General features: G+C 57.6%; 17 protein-coding genes. 1 reads left to right on the top strand and 16 read right to left on the bottom strand.

The window, feature by feature from the left end; all coding sequences use genetic code 11:
* Positions 1-112: 112 nt before the first annotated feature.
* The 8 genes from I5L79_RS21025 to I5L79_RS20990 all read right to left on the bottom strand — a co-directional run bounded on the left by I5L79_RS21025 (position 113) and on the right by I5L79_RS20990 (position 10,792).
* The gene (locus I5L79_RS21025; RefSeq protein ID WP_196957057.1) at positions 113-3,211 is read right to left on the bottom strand and encodes an efflux RND transporter permease subunit; all 3,099 of its coding nucleotides are present in this window, start codon (positions 3,209-3,211) and stop codon (positions 113-115) included.
* A gap of 122 nt (positions 3,212-3,333) precedes the next feature.
* Positions 3,334-4,545, bottom strand: a complete 1,212-nt coding sequence (locus tag I5L79_RS21020) for an efflux RND transporter periplasmic adaptor subunit (protein WP_196957056.1) — start codon at positions 4,543-4,545, stop codon at positions 3,334-3,336.
* Positions 4,546-4,565: 20 nt separating this feature from the next.
* Complete coding sequence (locus I5L79_RS21015; protein WP_196957055.1) at positions 4,566-5,786, bottom strand: TolC family protein; 1,221 nt, start codon at positions 5,784-5,786, stop codon at positions 4,566-4,568.
* Between the two features lie 483 nt (positions 5,787-6,269).
* Complete coding sequence (locus I5L79_RS21010) at positions 6,270-6,983, bottom strand: phosphatase PAP2 family protein (protein WP_196957054.1); 714 nt, start codon at positions 6,981-6,983, stop codon at positions 6,270-6,272.
* Between the two features lie 46 nt (positions 6,984-7,029).
* Positions 7,030-7,809 carry a COG4705 family protein gene (locus I5L79_RS21005; protein ID WP_196957053.1) on the bottom strand — a complete coding sequence of 260 codons (780 nt, stop codon included), beginning with the start codon at positions 7,807-7,809 and terminating at the stop codon, positions 7,030-7,032.
* Positions 7,810-7,824: 15 nt separating this feature from the next.
* On the bottom strand, positions 7,825-8,493 hold the full coding sequence (locus I5L79_RS23695) for a phosphatase PAP2 family protein (RefSeq protein ID WP_196957052.1): 669 nt from the start codon (positions 8,491-8,493) through the stop codon (positions 7,825-7,827).
* Positions 8,494-9,344: 851 nt separating this feature from the next.
* Positions 9,345-10,055 carry a recombinase family protein gene (locus I5L79_RS20995; RefSeq protein WP_196957051.1) on the bottom strand — a complete coding sequence of 237 codons (711 nt, stop codon included), beginning with the start codon at positions 10,053-10,055 and terminating at the stop codon, positions 9,345-9,347.
* 233 nt (positions 10,056-10,288) lie between these two features.
* Positions 10,289-10,792 (bottom strand): M50 family metallopeptidase, encoded by a 504-nt coding sequence (locus I5L79_RS20990; protein WP_196957050.1) that lies wholly within the window; start codon positions 10,790-10,792, stop codon positions 10,289-10,291.
* Between the two features lie 68 nt (positions 10,793-10,860).
* Here I5L79_RS20990 and I5L79_RS20985 point away from each other — a divergent pair, with 68 nt between their 5' ends.
* Positions 10,861-11,397, top strand: coding sequence for a hypothetical protein (locus I5L79_RS20985; protein ID WP_196957049.1), 537 nt, complete (start codon positions 10,861-10,863; stop codon positions 11,395-11,397).
* A 214-nt stretch (positions 11,398-11,611) separates the two neighbouring features.
* On the opposite strand, the gene I5L79_RS20980 is transcribed toward I5L79_RS20985, so the two are convergent.
* From I5L79_RS20980 to I5L79_RS20945, 8 genes are all read right to left on the bottom strand, one after another.
* A complete protein-coding gene (locus I5L79_RS20980) occupies positions 11,612-12,739 on the bottom strand; it encodes a replication initiation protein (protein ID WP_196957048.1) in 1,128 nt (375 codons plus the stop codon).
* Between the two features lie 721 nt (positions 12,740-13,460).
* The gene (locus tag I5L79_RS20975; protein ID WP_196957047.1) at positions 13,461-14,000 is read right to left on the bottom strand and encodes a tetratricopeptide repeat protein; all 540 of its coding nucleotides are present in this window, start codon (positions 13,998-14,000) and stop codon (positions 13,461-13,463) included.
* Between the two features lie 150 nt (positions 14,001-14,150).
* Positions 14,151-14,543 carry a hypothetical protein gene (locus I5L79_RS20970; protein ID WP_196957046.1) on the bottom strand — a complete coding sequence of 131 codons (393 nt, stop codon included), beginning with the start codon at positions 14,541-14,543 and terminating at the stop codon, positions 14,151-14,153.
* Between the two features lie 147 nt (positions 14,544-14,690).
* Positions 14,691-17,849 carry a DEAD/DEAH box helicase family protein gene (locus I5L79_RS20965; protein WP_196957045.1) on the bottom strand — a complete coding sequence of 1,053 codons (3,159 nt, stop codon included), beginning with the start codon at positions 17,847-17,849 and terminating at the stop codon, positions 14,691-14,693.
* A gap of 18 nt (positions 17,850-17,867) precedes the next feature.
* Positions 17,868-18,524 (bottom strand): DUF4276 family protein, encoded by a 657-nt coding sequence (locus I5L79_RS20960; protein ID WP_196957044.1) that lies wholly within the window; start codon positions 18,522-18,524, stop codon positions 17,868-17,870.
* On the bottom strand, positions 18,521-19,642 hold the full coding sequence (locus I5L79_RS20955; protein WP_196957043.1) for an AAA family ATPase: 1,122 nt from the start codon (positions 19,640-19,642) through the stop codon (positions 18,521-18,523). The genes I5L79_RS20960 and I5L79_RS20955 overlap by 4 nt, the downstream gene beginning before the upstream one ends.
* A gap of 5 nt (positions 19,643-19,647) precedes the next feature.
* On the bottom strand, positions 19,648-22,728 hold the full coding sequence (locus I5L79_RS20950; RefSeq protein WP_196957042.1) for a site-specific DNA-methyltransferase: 3,081 nt from the start codon (positions 22,726-22,728) through the stop codon (positions 19,648-19,650).
* A 129-nt stretch (positions 22,729-22,857) separates the two neighbouring features.
* The coding region (locus I5L79_RS20945) for an AAA family ATPase (RefSeq protein WP_231403246.1) at positions 22,858-24,354 on the bottom strand (1,497 nt) is incomplete at its 5' end.

Below are 24,354 nucleotides of genomic sequence, written 5' to 3'. Positions count from 1 at the left end.
GCAGGTGAGAAAATAAGCTAGGCTAAACGGGATTATCTGGGGGGTGATGAGCCGCCCAGATAATCCTGTCCGCAGTTTGTTGCTGCTGACCACCGCGCAGCAACTGCTTCTGCTACGAAACGGTGGAATCCGCTGTTATCGGCTGGGAGTCCTGCTTCCGCCCGAAGGCCCAGTACAGGGCCGGCATGCCCAGCAGGTTGAGCACCGTGGACGTGATGACGCCGCCCAGAATCACCACCGACATCGGGTGCTCAATCTCGGAGCCCGGCTCGTTGCCGGCCACGATGATGGGCAGCAGCGCCAGCACGGAGGTCAGGGCCGTCATGATAATGGGCGACACCCGCTCCAGGGAGCCGCGGATGATGAGGTCCTTACCGAAGGGCATGCCTTCCTCCAGCTCCAGGTGGCGGTAGTGGCTTACGAGCATAATACTGTTGCGGGCCGCTACACCCAGCACCGTGATAAAGCCCACAATGGAGCCCAGCGACAGGACACCGCCGGTTAGAAACGCGGCCAAAAGGCAGCCCGACACGGCGAAAAACAAGCTCAGCAGCCCCAGCGTGGCCAGGCGCAGGGTGCCGAAGTCGGTGTAGAGCACCAGGAAGATGCCGATGAGCGAGAGGCCGACCAGCAGCAGCATCCGGTTCTGGGAAGCCTGCCGCTCGGCGTACTCACCCAGGATTTCGGGGTGGTAGCCCGGCCCGAAGGCCACCCCATCTACCTGGGCCTGCACGTCGCGGGCCACGGAGCCCAGGTCGCGGCCCCGCACGTTCAGGGTCACGTCGATGCGACGGGAGGAGGCCTCGCGGGTAATTTCGTTGGGCGTGGGCACGATGAGCACGTCGGCCACCTCGCGCAGGGGCACCGAGCCGCCGCCGGGCAGACCAATGAGCAGGTCGCGCACGGCCCCAAAGTCGGCGCGCACGGCGGGCTGCCCCCACACGGACACGTCAAAAATCTTCTGCTCCTGGTAGATTTCGCCCACCTTGCGCCCTTTTACCAGCGTGCTAATGGCCTGGAGCACGGTGCCCGGATTCAACCCGAACCGGGCCGCGGCTTCGGGTTTGAGCTTCACTTGGATCTGGGGCACCAGGGTTTGCTGCTGCACTTTCAGGTCCACCACGCCGTCCACGCCTTCAAGCTGGCTGCCCACTTCCTTGGCCTTGGTGTAGAGCTGGTCGAGGTCGGGGCCGAAGATGCGCACCACGATGGTGGCCGAGGTGCCGGTGAGGACCTCCTTGATCCGCTCCCGCAGATACGTTAGCAGGTCGCGGTAGAGGCCGGGGTAGCCGTCCACCACAGTCTGAATTTTGGCCACCGTCTGCTCGTAGTCCACCTTCGGGTCCACGGAAATCCATAGCTCGGTGAAGTTCGGGCCGACCACTTCATCAGCAACCTCAGCCCGCCCGATGTGAGCCCCGAAATTGCGCACGCCGGGAATGGCGCGCAGCTCCTTGCTGGCCCGCACCGTGATGCGTGACATGGCCTGCAGCGAGGTGCCGGGCTTCTCTACCCAGTGCATCAGAAAGTCGTACTCCTTGAAGTTAGGCAGAAACTCCTGGCCAAAAAACGGCAGCGTGAGCATCGAAAACACGGCCGCGGCCGTCAGCGACCAGGCAACGCGCTTGGGCCGGGCCAGCAGGCCGGGCAGCATCCGGGCGTAGTGGCGTTTGAGCCACGCTACTACCGGCGAGTCCTTGGACTCCTTTTGCGCCGCCTTGGGCAGCAGGATCAGGGCCAGGGCCGGCGTCAAAGTCAGGGCCACGAACAGGGACGCCAAGATGGCCAGCACGTAGGAAAAGGCCAGCGGCTGGAAAAACGCGCCCGACAAGCCCGGCAGCAAAAAGATAGGCAGCAGCACCAGCGCCACGATAACCGAGCCGTAAATCACGGCCGAGCGCACTTCCATGCTAGCTTCATATACCACCGCGAAGGCTGATTTGGGCGAGCCGGCTTCGTGGTTGAGCCGTAGCCGCCGCATGATATTTTCCACGTCGATAATGGCGTCGTCCACCACTTCGCCCAGGGCAATGATGAGGCCGGCCAGCACCATCGTATCAATGGTTTTGCCCGAGTAGCGCAGGGCCAGCGCCGCCGCAATCAGCGAGGTCGGCAGGGCCAGGGCGCTGATCAGCGCCGTGCGCCACTCGTAGAGAAAGAACAGCAGCACCAGCACCACCAGCACGCAGCCAATGAGCAGCGACTGGTTCAGGTTGCTGAGCGACATCTCTATAAAGGTGGCGGGCCGGAAGATGGTCGAGTCGATTTCCAGGCCTTTCAATCCCGGCCGCATGGCGTTCAGGGCCGACTCTACCTGCCGGGTCACGTCCAGGGTGTTGGCGCCGGGCTGCTTTTCTACAATAAGCAGCAGGCCCGGGCCGTCATTAATCACGGCGTCGCCGATGGGGGCGGGAAAGCCTTCCACCACCTGCGCCACCTCGCCCAGCTTCAAACTCACGCCGTTGCGAAAGGTAACGGGCATCTGGGCCAAGTCGGCGGCCGACTGAATAGCCGAGCTTTGCGAGACGGCCAGGCGCTGGTTGGGCGAGTCGATGAAGCCCCCGCCGGCCAGGGTGGTGGCATCCGCCGCGGCTTTTTCCACCTCGGCCAGCGTGAGGCCCAGGGTGCGCAGCTGCTCGGGATTCACCAGCACCTGCAGCTGCCGGTCGCGCTGCCCCCAGATGGCCACGTTGGCCACGCCGGGCACGGACATCAGCCGGGGGCGAATGCTCCAGCGGGCCAGCGTCGTCATTTCGACTTGGGTGAGGCTATCCGAGGAAATGCCAATTTTCAGCACCCGGCTCGTCGAGGACAGCGGGGAGAGCATGACCGGGGGCCGGGCCACGCCGGGCAGCGTGGGCGCCACCCGCGCCAGCCGCTCCTGCACGGCCTGCCGGGCGTTGTTGATGTCGATGCCCTGGGGAAAGTAGAGCACCACCGAGGAAAGCCCCAGCACCGATTTAGACCGAATTTTCTTCACGTCGGGCGTGCCGTTCAGGGCATTTTCCAGGGGCACGCTGACCAGGGCTTCCACCTCGGCCGTCGAGAGGCCGGGCGCTTCGGTCTGCACCTCCACGTAGGGCGGGGCAAACTCGGGAAACACGTCCAGCGGGGTATTGCGCACTACCTGCAGGCCCGCGACCAGCAGCACCCCAAACAGCACCACGACCACCAGTCGCAGCCGTAGGGCCGATTCTATTATCCACTTCATAGGGTAAGATTGGGAAGTGGTGAATTTGTGAAGTGGCGGAGTTGCGAAGGAAGAGCTCCGGCGACCCGAATGGGGCAGTCAGAACGGCAAACTCACAATTTCACCACCTCACCATTTCACCGTTAATGGCTACCGCCGAATTCAGTGCCGAATAACTCCGCCGCGCCGTCGGTGACGACTTCGGCGCCGGCCGGTACGCCCCGGGAAATGACCACCTGGTCGCCTACGGTGCGCTGCACTTCCACCCGCTGCCGGGTGTACTGCAAGGGTTTGGTGCGCACGTACACCCACTGCCCGCCCGAGGCGTCGTAGAGCAGGGCCGCGGCCGGAATGGTCAGGGCGCGCGTGGTAGCGGCGGTTGCTCCGGCGCTGCCCGGAGTGGCGTTGGCAGTGCCCAGGGCTACGTCCACCACCACCCGCTCGCCGGGCCGGAAAGCTTCGTCGGTGTTGTCAATTTCGTAGAACACGTCGGCCGTTGCCGTGCCGGCGGTACCGCCGATGGTGGGCGCTTCCACGGGCCGGGCCTGCCGGGCCCCGCCGCCGTTCAGCGGGCGCACCGTCACCGTCTGCCCGGCGCTGAGGCGGCGCAAATCCCCCACGAACAAGGGCACCCGCACCCACACTTTATTCAGGGCCGCCAGCTCCAGCAGCACGGTGTTCGTCGTCACGAGCGAGCCGGGGGCTACGGTCACGCGCTGCACCACGCCGCTGAGTGGGGCTTTGATGGGCAGGGCCTGGCCGCCGCCGGTAGAGCCGCTCATAGCGCCTTGCCGGGCGCGGGCGTCGGCCAGGGCGCGCTGGGCTAGGGCCACGTCGGCGCGGGCGTCGTCGCGGGCCCGCACGCTGCCGGCGCGGTCGGCCAGCAGGTCTTCGGCCCGGCTCAGGCGGGCCTGGGCCACCTGCAGCTGGGTGCGGGCCTGGGCCGTGCCCTGGTTGAGGGTCAGCAGGTCGCGCTCCGGGGGCAGGGGCACCAAGCTGTAGAGCGTCTGGCCCTGGCGTACCCGCTGGCCGGCAGTGAGGCTCGCTCCGCCCCGCAGCGTGCCCTGTACGGGCGCCACGATGGTCACGGCCTGACCCGGCACGGCCTGAATCTCACCGCCAACCTCGCGGGTGGCCCTCACGTTGTCGGACGTGATGACGGCCGTGCGGATGCCGAGGCGCTTTTCGGCTTCGGGCGTAATGACCACGGTGGTCAGCTCCGATTCCTTGACCGGGTTTTTCACCTCGGAAGGGCTGATGGCCTTGGGTTTTTCCCCTTTGCCGCAGGCGGCGCAGCCCAGCAGGCCAAGCAGCGCGATGCGGCTGGAAACAACGAATACAGTGGGTGCGAACATAAAGAGTAGGTCTGAAAACGTTAGAAGCGGGCTCCGCCCACAGCGTAGCGGAGGCGGGCCAGGGCCCGGCGCTTATCGGCACGGGCATCGGCGGCGCGCTGGCGGGCGTCGAGCAGCTGGCGGGTGGTTTCGGCTACCTGCACGTAGGGGAAGTCACCGTTGATGAAGGCTTTAGTGGAGCGGCGCAGCGCGTCCTGCAGGCTGGGCAGGTAGCTTTGCTCCCACAGCGCGACGCTCTGGGTGGCCTGTTCGTACTGGGCGTAGGCTTCGCGCACGTCGAGGCGCACGGTCTGGCGCAGGGCCAGGTACTGCCAGGAGGCCTGCTCCAGCTCGGCCTTCACTCGGGAAATGCGGCCTTGGTTGCGGTTGAAGATAGGCAGCCCAACGGCCGCGCCCGGCCCCAAGTGCACAGGGTTGGGGTCGTTGAGGCGGGCATTGAGCGAGAGCACGAAGGAAAATACCCGGCTCCGTTCCCACTTCAGCCGCTTGCCGATAGCCTCAATGCCCGTGCGGGCCGCCCACAGGTCGGGCCGGGCCGCGTAGGCCGAGTCCAGCAGGGCAGGCAGCGGGGGCACCACGGCCCCGGCGGCCGGCGCCACGGTGAAGCGCAGGGAGTCGGCATTCAGCGAATCCAGGCCCAGGGGCGTGAGCAGGCGCAGGCGGGCTACCCGGGCGTCGCGGCGGGCGCGGTAGTAGTCGTCCACGGCCCGGAGCGAGTCGGCGCTGGGGGCTACGGTTTCCAGCTCACTTGCCTCGCCTACCCGGTAGCGGGAGCGGACGATGCGCGCCACCTCGGCCCGCATGACGATGGCCTCCCTGGCAATGCGCAGCCGCTCATCGGCCAGGGTCACGTCGGTGTAGGATACCTGCGCGTCGCGGCCCACGAGCAAACCCCGGCTGACCAAGCTTTCGGCCACGCGCTGCGTTTCGAGCTGGGCAGCACCCACCCGGCCCGGCCGCTGCCAGAGCAGGTCAGAGGCGAAGTTCAGGGCCAGAGCAAAGGGGGCCGTGCCATAGGACGTCACACCCGACAGTACCGGGTTGGCGAGCAGGCCGGCGTCCTGCAAATCGGCCTGGGCCAGGGCCAGCGTGCTCAGGTCGGCCTGAAACGCGGGGTTGCGGGTGAGGGCCAGCCCGACGGCTTCCTCTTCGCTCAGGCCGTCCTGCAGGTTGGGCAGCGCGGGGGTGGGGGCATCAGGTGAGCGACCCGGTCCCAACTCGTAGCCGGCACGAGCTTGCAACTGTTGCGCAATATGGTCCCGGGTATATTCTGGTTTCGTGCTGACGCAACTGGAAACAAATAAGAGTACGTGCACCAGCAGCCCGCACGTAAACCAGGGCCGAGCTAGTGTCGGAAGATAAAAAAGGAGATTAGGTGGCTTGTTCATGACGACAGCGGGAAAGCGAAATGGCAATAAAAGCAGAAGGTTACTTAGGATATTCGACTAGATTAAAATAGAATTAAAACATGCATAGAAGCGTATTGACTTTCTTATTGAAGCAGTGAATGGGATAAATTCATTTAATGAAGATTTGATGAAGATCAATGACGCAAGGATAAAACTGGATTCTAAAGCAAATCTGTCCGACGTGTTTTATTACCGGCAGCGTACCCATTACCCATGAAAAAGCCTGCCGGTCCCCATACATTAGGAGGGTCCGGCAGGCATAGAAAGAGTACGGCAAAAAGAAGCCTCCCCGTCCAGCATAACTGCGGAAGGAATTTAGCGGTGAGGCCGCTGCCAGTAGGATCGGGTATCAGTCCACAGATTGTGCAGATCAAGGCCTACTCGGGAGAACAGCAGATGCACGCCCCAGACCCAGCCGACAGAGCCAACCCAGCCGGCCAGCACATCGGAGGGAAAATGCACCCCCAGGTACATGCGTGACCAGCCCATCAGCAGGGCCCAGGCCGCCCCCAGTACCACCGCCACCCAGCGGCCGCGGGTGGGCCAGAGCAGAATACCCAGGGTCAGAGCCAGGGCAGTGGCGGCCATGGCGTGGCCGCTGGGAAAGCTGTAGGAGGTTTCCGGAGCAATAGATACCCAGAAGTCGGGCCGGGCGCGGGCCAACAGCAGTTTGGCAAACAGGTTCAGAAGGCCAGCCCCGCCCACGGCCACCAGAAAAAACAGCGCCGCCCGCCATTGTCGGGCCAGCAACAGGCCTGCTAATACTGCGGCCTCCAGCAGGGGCGTCCACCGGGTGCCGCCTGCCTGGGCCAGCCATACCGCCAACGCATCGCCTCCAGGGCTTTCAAAGTGGTGCAGCCCTTGCAGGATCAGCCGATCCAGCAGAAAGCCCTTGTCTTCCCAGACTTCCTGTCCAACTTTCAGAAAGACAACCCAGGGCAGGATAAAACCCAGCAGCAGGGTGAGCAGCAACCGGCGGTGCTGCCGCCAGAGCAGTTGAGCGTACCCGAGCAGCGTGGAAAACGTCATACGGTCAGATGGAGACGGCTACGGATGCGTGCCCGGCTGGCGAAGATTAGTGGGCGGGGCCGGACGCATTATAGTGGTCCTGCCAGGCCGCGCTCCGCTGCCGCCACGAGTCGTACACCACCAGCGCCGCCAGCACCCCCAACAGGATGAGCGAGGAACCACTGGTCCCGAAGCCGAGGCCCTGTTTAGCGGCTGGTTTTGTCAGCAGATCGCCGAAGGTAGCCCCGAAGGGACGCGTCAGCACGAAGGCAATCCAAAACAGTAGCACCCGCGACAGGTTGGTTGCATAGTAGGCCAGCACGGTTACGGCCAGCAGGCTGCCAATCAGCAACGCGCCGCCCGCAAACCCCAGCCCGGAGTCATCGGCCAGGTAATCCCCTAGGGCGGTTCCCAGCGTGTTGGAAATCAGAATGGCCGTCCAGTAGAACAATTCCCCTTGCCGAGTGCGAATGCTGGTCACCGACAAAGACTTCTCACTTCGCCACCACAGGCCCAGTACCAGCAGCAGCAGGGTAACGAGCATGGCCGAGCCCAAGGCGTAGCCCAGACCCAGCGTCCGATCCATGTAATCGGAGAGCGTGGTCCCGGCCGTACTGGTCGCCAGAATGACACTCCAGTATAACATCGGCACGTACCGATGAACCGCCAATTGGCCCAGCAGCACCACCACAAAGAAACCGAGTAAGAGCAGCGTGCTGATGGCGTAGCCCACGTGCATGGTCTGGGCCAGCTGGTCTCCGGCCGTCTCGCCCAGCGTGGTGGCGCAAATCTTCATTACCCAAAACAGCAGGGTAACTTCCGGAATCTTTTTCAGGGCAGCGTGCATCCTTGGGGAGGGTAATTAATGGGCGCGCCAGCTAAGCGAGACGCCCGGGGTGTTACCGGCAAAATAGGCCGGTGCCACATTCCAGCCCACTAGCGTCGGCTTGCGGCCCCAGCGGTTGCGGTGGGTCAGGTACCCCAGGTGGGCGGAGAGAATGCCAAATCCGGCCCCAGCCACCACATCGCTCTGCCAGTGCTTGTTGTTGATCATGCGCAGGGCGGCTACGCTGGTGGCAATCGTGTAGGCCCCGATGCCGTACCACTGGCTTTTATCCCGGAATTCGGTATGGACGATGCTGGCCGCCAGGAATGCCTGGGCGGTGTGGCCTGAAGGAAACGACAGATTATCGGAGCCATCGGGACGAGTTTCACGGGTGAGGTTCTTGACGGCAAACACCGAGGCCAGCATAATGAGCTCTGACTTTCCGATCACCAGCAGGGTGTTCAGCCGGTCGTCCCGCGACTCTACGCCCGACAGCGCCACCAGGCCTAGCTCGGCGTAGGGCGCGAAGATGAGGATGTTGTCGAGGGAAGTGCGGTAGGTGGGAAAGAGCTTGTGGATGTCGCGGTTGGCCTGCTGGTTGGTATAGAATCCTCCCCCATTAAAAGTATACGCACCGTAGCCGATGAGCAGAGCCGGCACGATCGAGGCCTTCACCAGCTTACCCTTGTACCAGGGTTTGGCCACAGGGGGAACGGCGGCAAGCGGCTCAAACTTATGGAGCGTATCTGCGGGCGCCGTCGACGGGGTTGACTGAGGTATCTGGGCGTGGGCAGATAGGGTACAGCTCAGTAGTAAGGCCGCAGCCGCAGCGCGGGCGGAAGCAAGAGAAAACATGCAGTACCAACTAGGGTGAAACGACAGAAGTGCTCAGTAGGCAGCAGGAACTGAACGGGGCCAAACATAGCGGCCGATTCTGAAGTAAATCTGGCCTAACCCACGGGAGGCCTTAGAAATGGCTAGTGACAGTATCCTTTACGTCCAATCCCACGCAGGTTGGGCAGCGAGCCCGGGTTTCATCGACAGTGGTTAGGTCGTAATATTGCCAGTTCCCATCCTGTTTTATGGCCAGTCCGATCGGACACTGGTCATTGTCATGATAGGGATAGCGCTCCGCAACAGGGGCCGCTGCTCGTAGTCCCGTGGGGTGCTGTGTATGACGGAAAAAGGGTGGCGTTTTGGCCATATTAGGCAAATCAGAATGCGGCTGCGCTGATGTAGCACGTTTGGCAAGCTACAGGGCATTTCTGTTGAGTTTCTGAAGCAGTAATCACCTTAAACAGATCTTCTTGTAATGGTGGAATGACATTACGATAAGCCCCGCTGCTGTCCGGCCTTGGTTTTCTTCAAGATGCTCTCGCGACCACACTCAGCCAACGAACCCAAATTGACCTTGGTTAAAAGTCTGGTCCAAACTTCGCATTTGGTCTAGATCCCACGTTGTTTCTTCACTGCAGTCAGGCGTGGTACTCCAGCCGTTTTCGGCTTAACGCATGCCATTTTATTTGGCGCAAAGCGGGCAGGAATGTTGACTAATACTAAGAAAAAGTCGCTGCCACATCGCCCGTTTCAGTCACCGTATGGCTGATTGATTCTGTAGTAGAAAGCAACAGCCGTAGCACTGACGTTTTATGAAACGTTTTGCCCCGGCGTGTGCGGTAGCCATGCGCATTGAGTTCGGCTGCGATGGTAGCCAAGGTCAACCCGTCGCGCCGCAGTAGCGTGGCCAACCGACGAGCCTGTTTATTGGGCAATGCTTCTTGTGCTTTACGCTGCACTACGGCCCGGCCCAGCGCCCGCGAGGCGGCGGTAAAATTTTCGGGCTTGCCCAAGGTAAAGCCACGGGCCTTCTTGGCGGCGAGCCCGCGTTTGGTCGACTCGGAAATATCCTTGGCACCTTTTTGCGCAACGGCCGCCAAAATGTTAATGGTAAACTCGTCGGCATTGGGAATGTCGCAGGCCTTGAAGCGGACCCGCTCCTCCATTAGCTTCGAGGTAAAATACACGCTGCGCGCTAGGCGCGACATCTCGGCCACGAGCAGAGTCGCCCCAGCGGCCTTCGTCTCGGCAATAGCCTTGGCCATCTCGGGCCGGTTGTTCTTGCGTCCGCTCTCCACTTCGATGTACTCGGCGACAATCTGGTCGCCGGGCTGCAGGAAGCGGTAGGCAATCAGGCGCTGGCCCTCGAGGCCTAGCCCGCTCTGACCCTGGCGCAGGGTCGAGGCTCGCAGGTAGAGAATGTAGTCCATACTATAAAGGAGTAGCCGACGAAAAGCCTCGTTTAGAGCAAAGTTACATCCTAAAGACGACCATTCTTAGCATGTAACTTAAGGCAAATACCGGTAAGGCTATCTGCCAAGCTGACGGAAAGGCAAGCGCGGCGTATCAAACACCAGTCGGCATGCCGCTTCCTCTATCCTCTCTGCTAGGCAACTTTCCTTTGCTGGTTACCACGCGAGCGTGACCGTTATCCAGCCCTGTCTCATACCCGCTTCTGGGCTTGAAATCGCCGCCATGCTTCGCGGACCTTCCATCCGTCGCTCGGCGTATCGTACGCCTGCAGTTCCGGTTTTAAGTTGGCCAGGTCCATGATCACGTAGAAAACAGCAACGCACACAGCGATGACGTTGACAAACGTAGTGGCCGTAAACCCTACAGCATACACCACAAACAGGGCCCCTACTACCGCGCCGCTGAGTGGCCCGGCTAAGTTAAAGAAGATGGCCTTCAGCGGGTGCTGGCTGAAGGCGACTCCTGAGGTGGTGATAAATGATACTAGGCTATTAGCGGCCAAATAGAATTCAGTGTCACCTACCGTAAACAAGGGCTTCACTGGCGCCTTTCGCAGGTCTGTGACAATAGCTATTCGATGAATAGTCAAGCCAACGAGCTTCCCTGCGATGGCATGACCAAGTTCGTGCGCCAGGGCGTTCAGGATAAACGATACTGGAAGGAGAACCAGAAGCAGTAGCAGATCGCCAAGCATAGAGGGGAGCAGTCGAGCACAACAGTTTCAGAACACTACACCCTAAGCGGGAATTTCGGTTCCTACTATTGTGCGACCCCGTTACCGGCCCTGCTTTCCCGGCCGATGGGGAGCCGGCAATGCGCCACGCAGTTCTAGCCGGCCATGCGGCCGTGCAGCACTACAACTGTCAGCAGCGCGAGCCCCAACAGATTTATACGCTCGACACGCACAGCGGAGCGCTGGCCAAGCTATGGGAGTTGCTGGCTGCCCACTATGCGATTGGGGACGCGGCCGAGCAGGTACGGGAGCATGAGCTACGCGAGGCCACCCAGCGCCATCAAGCGTACGAGCAGACCCTAGCCGAGCAGGAGCATCTAAATCAGTGGAGCAGCGCCAGCGACCAGGCGCACGAGAGCAACGGGAATAATCCGGCTATCAACCGCGCTGAGGACTGGATACCGGACTACCCGCCGCAGCCGGGTGAGGATTTGGCCGACAACCAGGATAGCGAGGAATATCCGGAATATCCCGAGGATGAGCAGCGCGACTACTTAAACGACAATGAGCAGGACGCCGAAGCGGAGGCGCTGGGGGACCTGTACAACAGCCAATTTGAGGACTAAGCCAGCCGGCTGGGATTAGCGTTGTTTTCCGTTCCAACTCTAGCGCTGTCTCACTCCATACCGCAAGGCTGGCCCCGCTTATCATTTGCGCGCTACACCAAGCAGCGGGAAAGCCGCTTAGTGTAGCGCGCAAATGCGACTTTTGGACCAAACTTTTAACCAGAGCCAAGGATGTCTGAGGAAGGGGAGGCATAGAGGCGCGGCGCAGAGTAGGCTAGTTTTTGTCGGCTGCCGTCGCAAACAGGCCAAGCTGCAGGTCCTTGCGAACCTGCAGCGCTTCGGCTTTCTGCTCGGCCAGCAGCTGCTTCGCCGCCCGCGAGATGGCCGTGTTGCAATACTTTTCCTTGCTGTTGATGCGGTCCGTTGGATGAATAGCTTTCAGGTCCCATTCCCGCAGAATCTTCTTGACCCCGTCGCGGCCCAGGGTAGGGGCGTGAAGTGCGATGTTGCGGTCAGTGACCTTCCAGGCGCGGAGTCGCTCGATGAGTGAGGCCGTGACCGGGTCGGCCAGCCAGGAGGCCGGAATCTTGGTTTGCTGCTTCTGATTCAACTCAAAGCGCAGCCGCACAATCCGGGGCCGGCCCCGGGTGGCCCGCTCAGCTTCGTAGACAGGCTGCATGGTAAAGGCCACGTCGCTTTCGGCCAGTTCCTCCAGCGGCTCCTTGGTGGTGTAGTGCACTAGGTCTTTCACCAGCGGGTACTTCATAAGCACCTTGCCAGACTTGTCTTTTTTGGGCTGCTGGCGCTTGTCCAGCACCGGGCCGCAGTCCATCAGCGTCCGGTATTCCTCAATGGTAACTTCCCAGAAGCCGGTATCCTTGAACGCCGACAGTATCTCGAAGAACCGCATGGAGTACCAGCTTTTCAGCCGCATATAGTGCGAGAGCTGGTAGCTGGTGTAATGGGCGACGTTGATGAAGTAATCGGACAGCGCCGGATTCAGCGGTATAGATATAATACCGTTTTTGTACCCGGCCGTCTCATCCTTACTGGTATCGAGCAGGTGGCGGGCCCGCCACTCCGACGAGTCCGGGCTCTTGAATGTCCAGATAACCGCCAGCAGTTCCAGAATAGCACCCTCCACCTCTTTATAGACGGTTTCGGCCTTCACGCCGGCGTCCACTACCACGTCGCTGACGCGCATCTGGTAGAAGGGCCGCAGCTCAAAGTCATCATCCCGGATTTGGTCGAGCACCCGTGCCATAATACGCTTCGCCAGCACGCTCATCTTCCGCTGCCGGGAGAAGGTTACGTTCCAATGCTGCTTCACCAGCTCCTTGTGTTGCGGCTCGTAGACCAGCCCCAGGGGTAGCGAGGCGGTGGTCACTTTCTTGTTACTCATAGCGGCTAGATTCCAAATGCAGAAGGACAGTTGGGGATAGAGAGTGACAAAATAACACGAAATAAAAGGAGTAAGAAATTATCAACTCCTAATAGGTAGGGGTAAAACTCCTTTTAATCATCTCCAGGGTAGGGGTAAAACTCCTTTTAATCGAGAATTAAGTGGGGGTAAAGCTCCTTTTATTCAGTTCAGCCAGTAGGGGTAAAACTCCTTTTAATGCTTTCTACTCCTTATAGTGAACTATCTTGTCTTTTTTAAAAGACAATCAGTAAAAATTCCAACTATGTAGTTTTCCCGAGAAGGAAGCTTTTAGGGATGGTATAAAACCCATCAGAACCCCCAAAAAGCAGACAAACAAAACAGTAAAAAAGAGCATAAAAGCCAAAAAAAGTGATTGCACTTTTTTACTATTTAATACTATTATTTTTATAAAGCATATAGTGTTCATCTTACGCCTACGTGCCATACCTTTGACTTGCCCCAAGCCGGCTAACTCCGACAAAGCGTAGCGCTGCCTACACAACGAACAGCCCGTTCTACCCAGAATACAGCGCGTAGGAGAGATGCAGCCACTAAGGACTAAGTTGCACCTGCTCCACTGGTCGAAGACGCCACACAGCACAGATTTGGCCTTGGTTAGATATGTAGTCCAAAAGCTAACCGATAAGGCCATCAGGAGCACCACCTGATTCCATAGTTTTCCAGAGTCGATTGCCACAGGCTAAGGTCTAACCAGCGAAATTGCCGCTGGGTCCGGATTGCCTCCCGTGGTAGCCAACCGCTCTTTCAGGCCCGCAATCCACCTTCCTGCCCCGTGGTTGTCCTTTGGATTGATAAGCACTAGGAACTCAAATAGGGCCAGCGCCTCAGCCCACCGCTTCGCTTTCTGCAACTCGACACCCATGGCATAATAGGCCGTTAGCACGAAGCCATTACCAGTGGACTCATAAAGCAACACGTCCCGGCCTTCCTCAAAGGCTTTGGGAAACAGTAGCCGGGCCTGCATAAAGGCCTGCATGAGGTAGGTAAGGCCCAAGCCGGGCGTTCGGTTATTGAGCAGCATTCCCAAATGCGAAACCGCGTCTAGGTGCAGCTCCCCGCAGGCGGCCATAATACGCCGGTAGATTCGCTCCGCCTCTTGCGGCGCAGAGGTATGCAGCGCTTTACCCTGCTGGAATAACGCTTCGTGCTCCAGCACGACTGCCGGGTACACCACGCGCCAGTGGCGCGGCTGGTATTCTATCATGCGGAGCTGGTCCATGCGCAGGAACGATAGGAAGGAGGAAGCTCAAAAATACGGAGAAACTGCACCGCTCCTTAAGGAGAAATCCTGCTCCAACTCTAGTGGCCCGTGCGTGAGCCAACGCAATGCTTAGCGTGTAAATCCGCCCGATTGGAAGAACAACCGCTACTATACTGCTGCATCAAAGTCTGCCAGCTCCTGTTGAAAGCGAGCCAGACGACCCTTCGTCTTCAGGAAAAGCATGTAGCGCATCTTACCCCGTATCGGCCCGACATCAAAGCCCAGCAAGGTAGCTTGGTAGCCGAATACGCCCAGTAGGTTCTGAACGAGTTTGGGCTCCTGCTTAACAAGGGGGCCGTAGTATACCCAGTCCAGCTGCTGCGCATCAACTGCCACGCCCAGGTCCGCGCAGCGGTTCAGTAGCTCCGGCAGGGCCGCCGGCTCGTAAGCGCGCAGATACCCCCGCACCAGGCGTAGCGCGTCTTCATACGTCACGGCAAACGAAGCATCGAACGAGGGAAAATCGACTTCCGATTCGTCTTCTGAGTTGTTATCGAACATTGGACAAGTGAAAGGAAGGGCGACTAGCGATTAAAGAAGGCCCGCCGCACCATTGCGGTACGTCGGGCTTTCAGGGCGCTCCTACGAGCACCGTAAATCTACGGAACTGCAGAATGCTAAAGTGTACAGTCGACATCAAGCACCTCATTAAACCATTGAGGCCTTCAACATGAGAAGTACGTGGTCTGCTTGTTTCTCAAAGTACACATGCTCCGCATTGAAGTCGGCTAGGGTGTCAGCACCTTTCCAATGGGTAAGTTCTTCACGCAGGGTATTGGAAAGAATAAATGAGCTTAGATGCAGCTCCGTGTCGCCGAGCTGGGGTTGAATCATCTTCCGCAACTTGCTGTGCAGTGCAATTTTAGGGTCAGTGAAGCCTTGTATCTGTCGTAATCCTTTGGGGTCAATGAAAGACACATACTGCTGCTTGCCGACTACCAGCCAAACAATAAAGTCGGGATAGAAATTGCTGGCTTCAAAAAAGCCAATGCCTTTTCGGCTGATGTTTCGGAGCAAGTACAACTCCTTATCCGCGAAAAATGCCGGGTTGCTCTCACCGCACGCTTTCACGGCCTCAACGAAGTTTTTCTCCCCCTTATTGAGCGGAACCGGCTTTACCTGTACCACATCATCTCCCCATTTTTGACCTACATACAACAACGGGTCGTAGAGGTGCTGGGGAATGTGCAAGGCCAGGAAGTCGGGTTTTTCTACTGTCACGGTGCTGGCCAGTGGGCCGGCCAGGAGGGTTGACTGTAGCGCGGTCAGCTGTTGGATAAGAGTCGTTTGCTCCTTCCGAACTGCCACGCGGTACTCTTTTTCAAAATTAGGGTGCTGCGCGGTCAGCTCAGCTACTTCCATAAACTGGCTGTAGTAGCGGCTTTTCTGGAAATTGTAGGCTTTGTCGCAGTATCCTTTGAGTAGGGCCGTCACGATTTCCTGCCAGTTACGCACTTGGTTGTAGTGGCTCACTTCCAGTTGCGCAATGGGAATGAATAGCTCATACCAGCTGTGGCTGGCAAAGAGACCCGGCAGCTCGTCCCGGTTGAGGAGCAAATTGGTCCAGCCCCGGTCGTTCTTGAATTTCTCCAGCTCGAAGTAGACGGCATTCCAGTTGATGAAGGCCAGGTTTTCCGGCGTCAGCTGGTTGGCCGTCTTAGAAGAAGCAGCGAGCTTGCCAGACTTCTTTTGGCTTTCTGCCATTTGCACCTTAGGGTACCAGTCAACCAGCACTTTAGGCACGGTTGTTTTCAGGGGCAACGTGACTACTTCGGCGCGTTTAAAATCGGCGCGGCTCTGAACCTGCACTAGTTTCAGCTTTTTGCCGGGCAGGTCCTTAACCGTGGTATGAATGCGCAGGGTGAACTGTTCGCGTTCTTCTGTGTCGGGAAGGCCTTCGGCGGCCAGCATGTCCCGAAACTGCCGCATGTACTCGGCCCGCAAACCAAAAATGCGCAGGGTTTCCAATGTTGGCAGCACGCTGGGTACCTCGTCGGGCCGGCTGTTCAGGTCCAGGGCCGTGCTGCGCTTGAGCGAAAACTGGTAGCCTTTGAGTCGTACGCCCCGGCCGAATAGCTGAATGATTTCGGAACCCTCTCCTCGGCCGATGTTCAGCAGGCCCATCGTACTGACGCGCCAGCTGCTCCAGCCTTCTGAGAATTTTTTCGAGCCAATCAGGATGTTTACCGGACTGTCGTCTTGATTGATGGCCTGAAAGAGGGAAGTAGAAAACGGCTTTTCCGTCACGGAAAGCCCGTTGTCAGCGCATAGCTTCAGCAGCTTGGCGTCGTCGCCCACGTTGATGACGCCGAAATACGGGGCATTGCCCACACGTAAGCCAATTTCCCCATCCTGACCCTTCAGGTTGTCGAGGTGCAGACCTGCGCCCGCCACGGTGGAGTTAAAAACTAAGTGCAACAGGTCGCGGTATACGTCGGCCGCGGTTTTACGCTGGCTCCGCACATGCGTAAAGGCATTGCGGAAAATGGCCTGGTTGTGCTGGTCGAGCAGCGGGTCCTGTTGTTCCAGCAGCCGCTTTATCCATTCAATGCTTTGCGCGGGAGCGTGCACGAACGTGTGCAGAAACTGTAGCAGTGGCACCACGTCCGAAACCTCGCGCTTGTCACCCTTATATTCATTCAGCTTGCGCACGGCCGCCACACGTCCGCCCACGAAAATGGCCAGGGGCTTGGCGACCAGGAACGGTAGTAGCGCGGCATGGTGGTCTTTGAACACCAACAACTGGTCATAGAAAGTGAGCAGGCAGGCCACCAGGTACTGCGTCACGTTGTCGTCGTCCCAAGCTTCGTCCAGGTTGAGAATCTGGTAGTCTTTGCCGTAGCCGTCCTGGTAGAAATAGCGGTAGGAGTAGTCGAACAAGGTAGCCTTGCCATACTCGCTGAGCAGCTCGCGCTGGGACGCGCCGGCCTGCGAGGCCACGGCTTGCCCAAACGTGGCGGAGTACTCGAAGGAGAAGCCTTCAGCGGCCAGCGAAGCGCGGTAGCGTTTCCATTCGTTGCCACCCGTGCCGCGGTGGCCCTCATCCACCAGCACCAAGTTGTTGCCCTCGAAGGCTTCGATGGCCACCGTTTTGGTGCCGCTTTTGTCGCGGAACTTGTTGATGTCGATTATCTCAATCTTCTGACCCTGGAAAAGGGTGCCGGTTTGCTTGTCGAATAGCTCGGCTTCGAGGTCGGACTCGGCAAACTCCCGCAGGTGCTGGCGCGACAGCCCTTCGTTGGGCGTCAGCACAATCACGCGGTTCAGCTCGCGCTGGCGGCCGTGGCGGTGCAGGTAATGCCGGTACTGCAGGATGTTGATGTGCATCAGCAACGTCTTGCCAGAACCCGTGGCGTTCCAGAAGGCGAGCTTGGTCAGGTCATCTTCGCCGAAGGCTTTGATAGCCCGGAAATCGGTATGTCTATCCTGTGGAGTGTTGACACGGAAATTGTCCAGTTGCTGCCGCAGCCCGGCCGCGTTGGCGAAATACTGGTCCAGGTAGATTTCCGTGAACAGCAGGGCCAGGTACTGAAAGTATTTCCAAGTGATGCGCGTGGGTCGCTTCTGGCTGATGCGCTCGGTATGCGCAAAGATATTCTCATCGTAGTGCCGAAGCTGCGCCGCTGTCAGCAGCGGGTTGGCATACAGGCGCTTCACCAGCTCTTGGTGGAAGTAGGATACGTTGTTTTCGTCGTAGCCTTCCAGCGAGCTGTCTTTCAGGTTTTCGGCCAGGGCTTCGAGGTCCTTCACCCCAAAAAGGTGCAGAATGTATTTATTCAGCACTAGGGCCGAGGATAATGCGGGCATTCGGAAGAAGGATAGAAGTTACGTAAGCTGTTCGAGGCGCGTCACCCAGTCATTGAAATGAGGGCACTGCTGACGCATTTTTGCAAGTCCTATTTCTTCCAGCACCATTATGCCATCTACTATTTTACGGTAGCCTGGGCATAATTTCAGAATGCGTTTAGATGGGGCTGTTTCCCGGCTGTCATTAATGAGTTCAGGCTGCCCGTTATAGGTGCTGTGGATAGCCGAGAAACAGTTAGCCGGTAGCGTATGGTCGATTCCCAGCCACTCTTCCATCGTTACCGGGTCTGCAAAAAGCAAACTCTCAAACTCGTGGAGTTGGATGAATGGAATGAAGCGGTGAGAGCCGATAGCGGCACCAAACGCGTGCTCAATGTGAGCAACCTTGGCGTGAGCAGGCAGGTGCTTGGAAGCAGTATACCCCGGAAACTTACTGTTCAGGCCGTACAGGTCAATAAGCGTAGTATGCCAGGCTGCAGGGTCGTTCTTGAGCCATTGGTCAATATCGGCCTGCGCTTTTTTGAAGCTGGTGTAGCCGCCGCGCTGGGTTTTGCTGGTTCGTAGCCGCCGGGTATGCACCACCTTGCCGTGTGCAGCCAGGTGTGGCCCTAAAATGTTGTTGATGAATGACTCTTCGGTCTGCCCTTCGGCCGTGATGTTGATGCGGATACTCATGGACGACCTCCAATAATATTCTTTTCCCAGATTTCTCCCAGCGAATAGCGTTTCAGCCAATCCGTTAACCCTTCGGCCGATTGACGCTCGAACGTCGAGGCGCCATCTTCGTCACGCTCAACTACAATGATGTCTTCAGGAGAAAATTCATTCACCAGGTTAACAGACTGAGTTGAAATGATAATCGTGGCGCGGTCCGACGCTTTGCTGAGTAACCCCGCCACGATGGCAATAGCAGCAGGGTGCAGGCCTAGCTCTGGCTCGTCGAGCAACACGAGGGCTGGAATGTCGGGCTGGAGCAAAAGCGTTGCGATGCAGATGAAGCGCAATGACCCATCAGACAAAGCATGTGCATTGAAGATGGTGTCGGGGTGGTTTTTGTCCTGCCATTGCAGCCTTACCGACTTCTTTTCATCAGCCTTGCCATCGTCGTCAGCAGGAAAGTAGAAGTCCTGAAAAAACGGAATGACTTGCTGGATGATGCGGAGCAGCCGTTTGTAGTGCAGCGGGTGCTCGTCGCGCATGTTCCAGAGAAATGGCGCTAAGTTGGAGGCATTTTCCTTGAGCACACTCGTGTCGCTACGCTCAGCCGATTGTTTGACCGCTGCGTCACGGCTAGTATCGTGGAAATGATACACACGCCAGCCGTAGAGCGCCCGGTAGACGTGCTTTGCTACGGGGGCCATTGGCCGTGTTACCGGATTTGCCATCCGCGACTCCAGCGCGCCAGGATGCGTAAGCACTTCAATGAATGGATTTCGATTGTTGTTGCCGGTATTGAATAAACCTACTTCGTGCGCAATCGTGAAGGAGTCATCATCGGTGGGTACCAGCGCCAAACTGTAGCCATTTGGCGGGAAGAGGATTTCTACTTCGAGCTTGTCCGTGCGCTTGCGGCCGTAGTGCAGAATACGGTTGGCACCACCCCGCTGCCGGGTATAGAGCTGCAGCTGGCCAGTCATGACCTGACGCACCAAGCCAAACAACTCTATGAAGTTGGATTTGCCTACCCCATTGGGCCCAATCAGGACATTGAGGGGGCGAAGGGGCAGGTCTAGGCTCGCAATGGAGCGAAAGCCTTTGACGTGGATTGATGTTAAGCGGGAAGTATCAGCCATAGCAGTTAGTCGGTTTGGGCAAACATGCGCTTGCCGAATTCTTCCTCAATCTGCCGCACCTGCCAGGTGCCCGCCGCCGGGGTGCCCGGCATGGTGGGCACGGTGTGCGCGCCGTTTACGTATACGGTGGCGTAGGCGTGGCGCAGCGGCGAATGGGGCGAGGCCGCTAGGAAATCGTTCAGGGCCTGGTGGTCGTGCTGGCGGGTATCGCGCCACACCACCAGCACGGCCTCGCCAGTGGCGCGGGTGCGACCCCGCACTAGCCGGAAGCCGGGTGCCGGGGCCGAGTGGTGCTCTACCACCAGCCCCAGCAGGAAGTTGAAGGTTTCTACCAGGTCCACGGTGGTTTCGCGCTCCTCGTTCTGGCGCGTTACCTTCAGCTTGCAGTCGAAGGGGGCGTTGAACCATTCCAGGTTGAGCAGGCTCTGGCGGCTTTCCACGTCGAGCATGTAGCCGAGCAGGTACTCCTCCCGGAACGCCGGACTGGCTTCCAGGGCCAGTTGCTGGCCTTCGGGGCGGGCTTCGGGCAGCAGCAGGTTGTTGAGCGTGTCTTCGTAGCTCTCCAGCCGGAGGTATTGGAACGCGTGCGAGAGGCCGGTGTTGCGGCCCACGGGCTTGCCATCCTTCCAGTTCTTGCTGTACGCCGCTTTCATTACCCGGGGCTTGGTAACGGTGTCGAAGTATTCCCCCATTTCCACCAGAATGTACTTGCGGTGGCCCTGGTCTTCGCGGTTCAGGTTCATCACCGCGTGAGCCGTGGTGGCAGAGCCTCCAAAGAAGTCCATAACATTGGCTTTGGGGTGTGAACCACCGCCAATGTAAACAGAGTCCATTACTGCATACAGAGACTTCGGATAGGTAAACGGCGACTTCCCAAAAAGAGCCTTCAACAGGGCAGTACCATGTTCTGTAGCCGAATACTTTGCGTCGAACCAGGATGAAACAGAAACAACGCCCGCTTCATTTGGTCGCCGTTTGTAATAAATATAGTCTTTGCCAGTACGGTCAGGTCGCACGGCCACTTTCTCAAGAGAAGTCATGACAGTTTTCCATTCCCAACGCCAAGTTTTCTCTACGCCTTCGTCGTTGTTAGGATAGACTACTTGTTCACCTTTTTGAGGTTTCTCTTTAACAATCCAAGTTTCATTATCCTCATCCCATTCTAACTCAGGTACACGTATTGATTCACCTGCAATGTAGATGGGGTAGTACAATGCACGGCGGGCATCACGGTCAGAATTAGAGCCTTCCCGCCGCAGGTTTCTCCACTCAAATACTCCTTCCTCGTCCTCTTTATTGAAGCGCGCCATCTGCTCAGGCGTAGGCGGCATTCGATTGATGCCGGAGGAATCTGATTTACCAGCAAAGAGCACGTATTCGTGCGACACTGCGTAGCCGGCTTGTGTTGGTCGGCCAGAAGGGTTCGAGCGTACGCAGAACGTCCCAAGCAAATTGCCGCCGTAGTGAGCCCCTAGGATGTAACTCAGTTCACGCTGCTGGGCATCATCAATTGCAGCGGCTATTACCCCCTTCTCTGTAAGCAGTGGTTTAGACACTTCAATTCTATTGTCCATCAAAGCCGCCCAACTCGAAGACTTGTACCCGTTTTTATACATAATTGGCCCCGCATCAGTATTGTATGGAGGGTCGATGTAAATACAGTCCAACTGTCCGGTGTACCGCTCTTTCAGGAGGTTCAGCGCTTGAAAGTTCTCGGAGCTTACCAATAGTCCGTCCAGCGCTTGTGCCACATCCTTGATTGTAGCTAACAAGCGGAGTTTGAAATCTTCGGGAAAGAAAGCGGTATCAACAAGTAGGTGTTCGTTTTGCTCCAAGAAGCGGATGCTAACCGGCCGGTTAAAGCCTTCGGTCACGGCATCCGCTTGGATTTCATCAATAGCAAAAAGCCGTACCCACTCTTCGGTTTGGGCTGTATTACCAGCTATTTCCTCATAGAAAGTATCAGGTATCTTATCTAAGGTGAAGCAGAAGTTGCTCTCCACGACAAACTTCTTTTTCAGCCATAGTTTCTTCTGAAATCCTTCGAGCTGGGCTAGAAAACGAATAATTTTCTGACCGATAGTGCGCAGGGCTTTTACCTTGCTCAACTCGCGCAGAGTATCCTGCTCATTGGCTGTATTGAGGTCGTCTAGGTAGATGACCTCATTCTTGATGTAAAAGTCCAGCTCGTGACCTAAGAATCTACCTAAATCTTTGTGAATGAAGTAATCAAAAGTGTTACGGGCACTGTAGTCAGTTAAATGCTTTTCAAGCAAAGTGACCGGATTCTTTGCTTTAGGGTCAATAGGAGTTAATAATGCCTTAGCGAATGGCTCAGGCAACAGAGGTTGTAATGTCTCGAATGCTTGGCGAAGCAGCTCAACCTGTTTAAGTGTTTTCGGTACAGGCTCGTAGACAAACCGCAGGCATAACTCATCGTCTACCACGGCTACTGGGTCGGGTGTGTAGAGTGCGAAGCGGCGCTCTTGTTTGCCCTGTATCTTATTGTTGTTCTGCTCAACAGTAGCTTCTATCAACTCGAATACCACAAACTTGCCCCCGGCCGAGGCCGGCAACTGGAAGCGGTAGGAGCGAAAGTATTCGGCCGTTTTGATGTAGTACTGGTCGTGGTTGGCCCAGTGTAGCTTCACTTCCTCACCCTCGTAGGGAATGGCGTACACGTCGCGCTTGTAGCGGCGCTGCGAGATGAAGTCGCCATTATCGTAGTAGCGGGCAAAGAAGTTGGCCAGCCGCGAGAAGATGTCGTTTTCCAGGCTTTCGGCGTCGCCAAAGGCGGCCAGCTTTTCGCGCAACGTCACCACTTTCTCCACCGAGTCGGGGTTGGGCACGCCCATTGCCTTCAGGTCGGCCAATACCTTGTCCAAATCGTGCTGCACCTGTTCGCGGCCGGCGCCGGCGTGCTCGCCCAGCACCGAGCGCACCTGCGGCAGCAGGTCGTCGTCCAGAAAACGTTCTATCTCCTGGCGCTTCTGGTTCAGGATGCGGTAGATACCAAAGTCTAGCTCAGCTTTATCAAGCATGAAGACCTCGCGCAGAGTGGCGCGAAGCTTTTCGTAATTCGTCATAGGAGCGTGCGGGGCGAAAGTGCAAGCTACAAATAGCCCGCACCAGGGCCAAATGTGGCAAAAATGGCCTAACCGGCCTCCATTTGCGGAAGCCGTTAGCGGCCAGCGGATTGAGAAGGAATGCAGGCCTTAGATGTGCTGCACCACGTCTAGAGTACGCCGAGCAAAGCGGAGCAGTTGAGCTTCATCAATAGCGTCCGCCGGGTTCAGGTCGGCGTGGTGAAATTCTTTACTGTAGTTGTTTAGGTCATCTAATGTTCCCAAGTGCTCGCGCAGGCGCCAGAACGGTGAGGTGCTATCAGCCGCATTGCGAATTTTTTCCAAGGCGTTTCCCAGCCATTCGGTTTTGCCTAGCCGGCGCACAAACTTGTAGCGGAAATAGCCTTCCAGCACCGGACGGATGCAACGCACCATACTTACTTTCTGATGCTCGTCCAACGTAGGCTGATTTTCTACATAGTCGGCCAGTCGGCGGTAGTCCCCAAGGAATCGGTGAATGACTTCTTCGTCAATCTCATGCTCCCGCCACATGCTTCCTGCCCCAGAATGCTTAATCTCTAAACTTATACACGGTACGTTACTGCTGTTTTGCCCAAGTTGATGCAGCAGGTCTTTGGCGAAGAACAGGTTATGGGTGAGTACAATCAATTGCTTGGCGTTTCTGCTTAGCTCAGCCAACACTGCAATGGTGTCGCGTTTTCGGCTAGCATCGAAGCTCGACATAGGGTCGTCAAACACTACTACCTTTTCGCCCACGTGCTCATCTAGGTCGAGTTTGGCCAGGAAAAAGCTAAGTGCCAAGGCACTTTTATCACCCTCGCTTAGCGAGTGCTTTAATGAAGGGCTACCGTCGGCCGATTCTTTCAGGGCGATGTCGGTGTCATGTACCCTAAGCTTGTATTTGACGAATGGGTCTAGCCCACCGCCGATGTACTTATGCTTAGGTACAGTGATTTGAATGTACCCCGCGAACTTGTTCAAGTAATGGTTTATCCGTTCGCCGTACTTTGCCAAGGTGCCTAGTGCGTACTCGTCCAGTTTTTCCTGCTTGGCTTTAAGCTGCGCGTTGTTGGCATTCAGTAGGTTGCTGTGAGTAAGCAGGTCCTCACAAATGGAAGTCATTTCCTCAGATTTGCGCAGTACTTGCAGGTTCAGTGCCTGCTGTTTTGTCAGCAATTGTGCTTCCGTTGGGCCATCCTCAGTTTTAGTTTCGATGATAGCAGCATTCACCAGCGCTACGGCGCTATTGTAGTCGGCCACGAACTGGTTCACACTCACCAAAGCTTGGTCGTAAGCGTTGGCATTGGTCAGCGCCACTTTGCGGCTTGGGTCGTGCTTTTTTACTTCAACGTCTTGTAACAGTTCGGCAGTCCTGTCAGTCAGCATCATTTGCATTGCATCCAGCAGAGCCGTAGCCGTTGGGGCTTGAACCGCTACATATGGTTGCCAGAACTGCATCAGCGCTGTATTGGTACGGTCCACCTGAAGCACGGCCGTAATCAGGGCTTGGACCTTCTCAGCCGCGAATGCTTGCTGCATCCTGTCCAACTCGTTGACTAATCGGGCATACTTTTCGTTGAAATACAAACTGTACGCTTTAATAATAGCCAGGTGCTCACCGACTGG

This window comes from Hymenobacter guriensis (assembly GCF_015773195.1).
In the GTDB taxonomy this organism is placed as follows: domain Bacteria; phylum Bacteroidota; class Bacteroidia; order Cytophagales; family Hymenobacteraceae; genus Hymenobacter; species Hymenobacter guriensis.
This window is presented reverse-complemented; position numbering and strand designations above follow the sequence as displayed.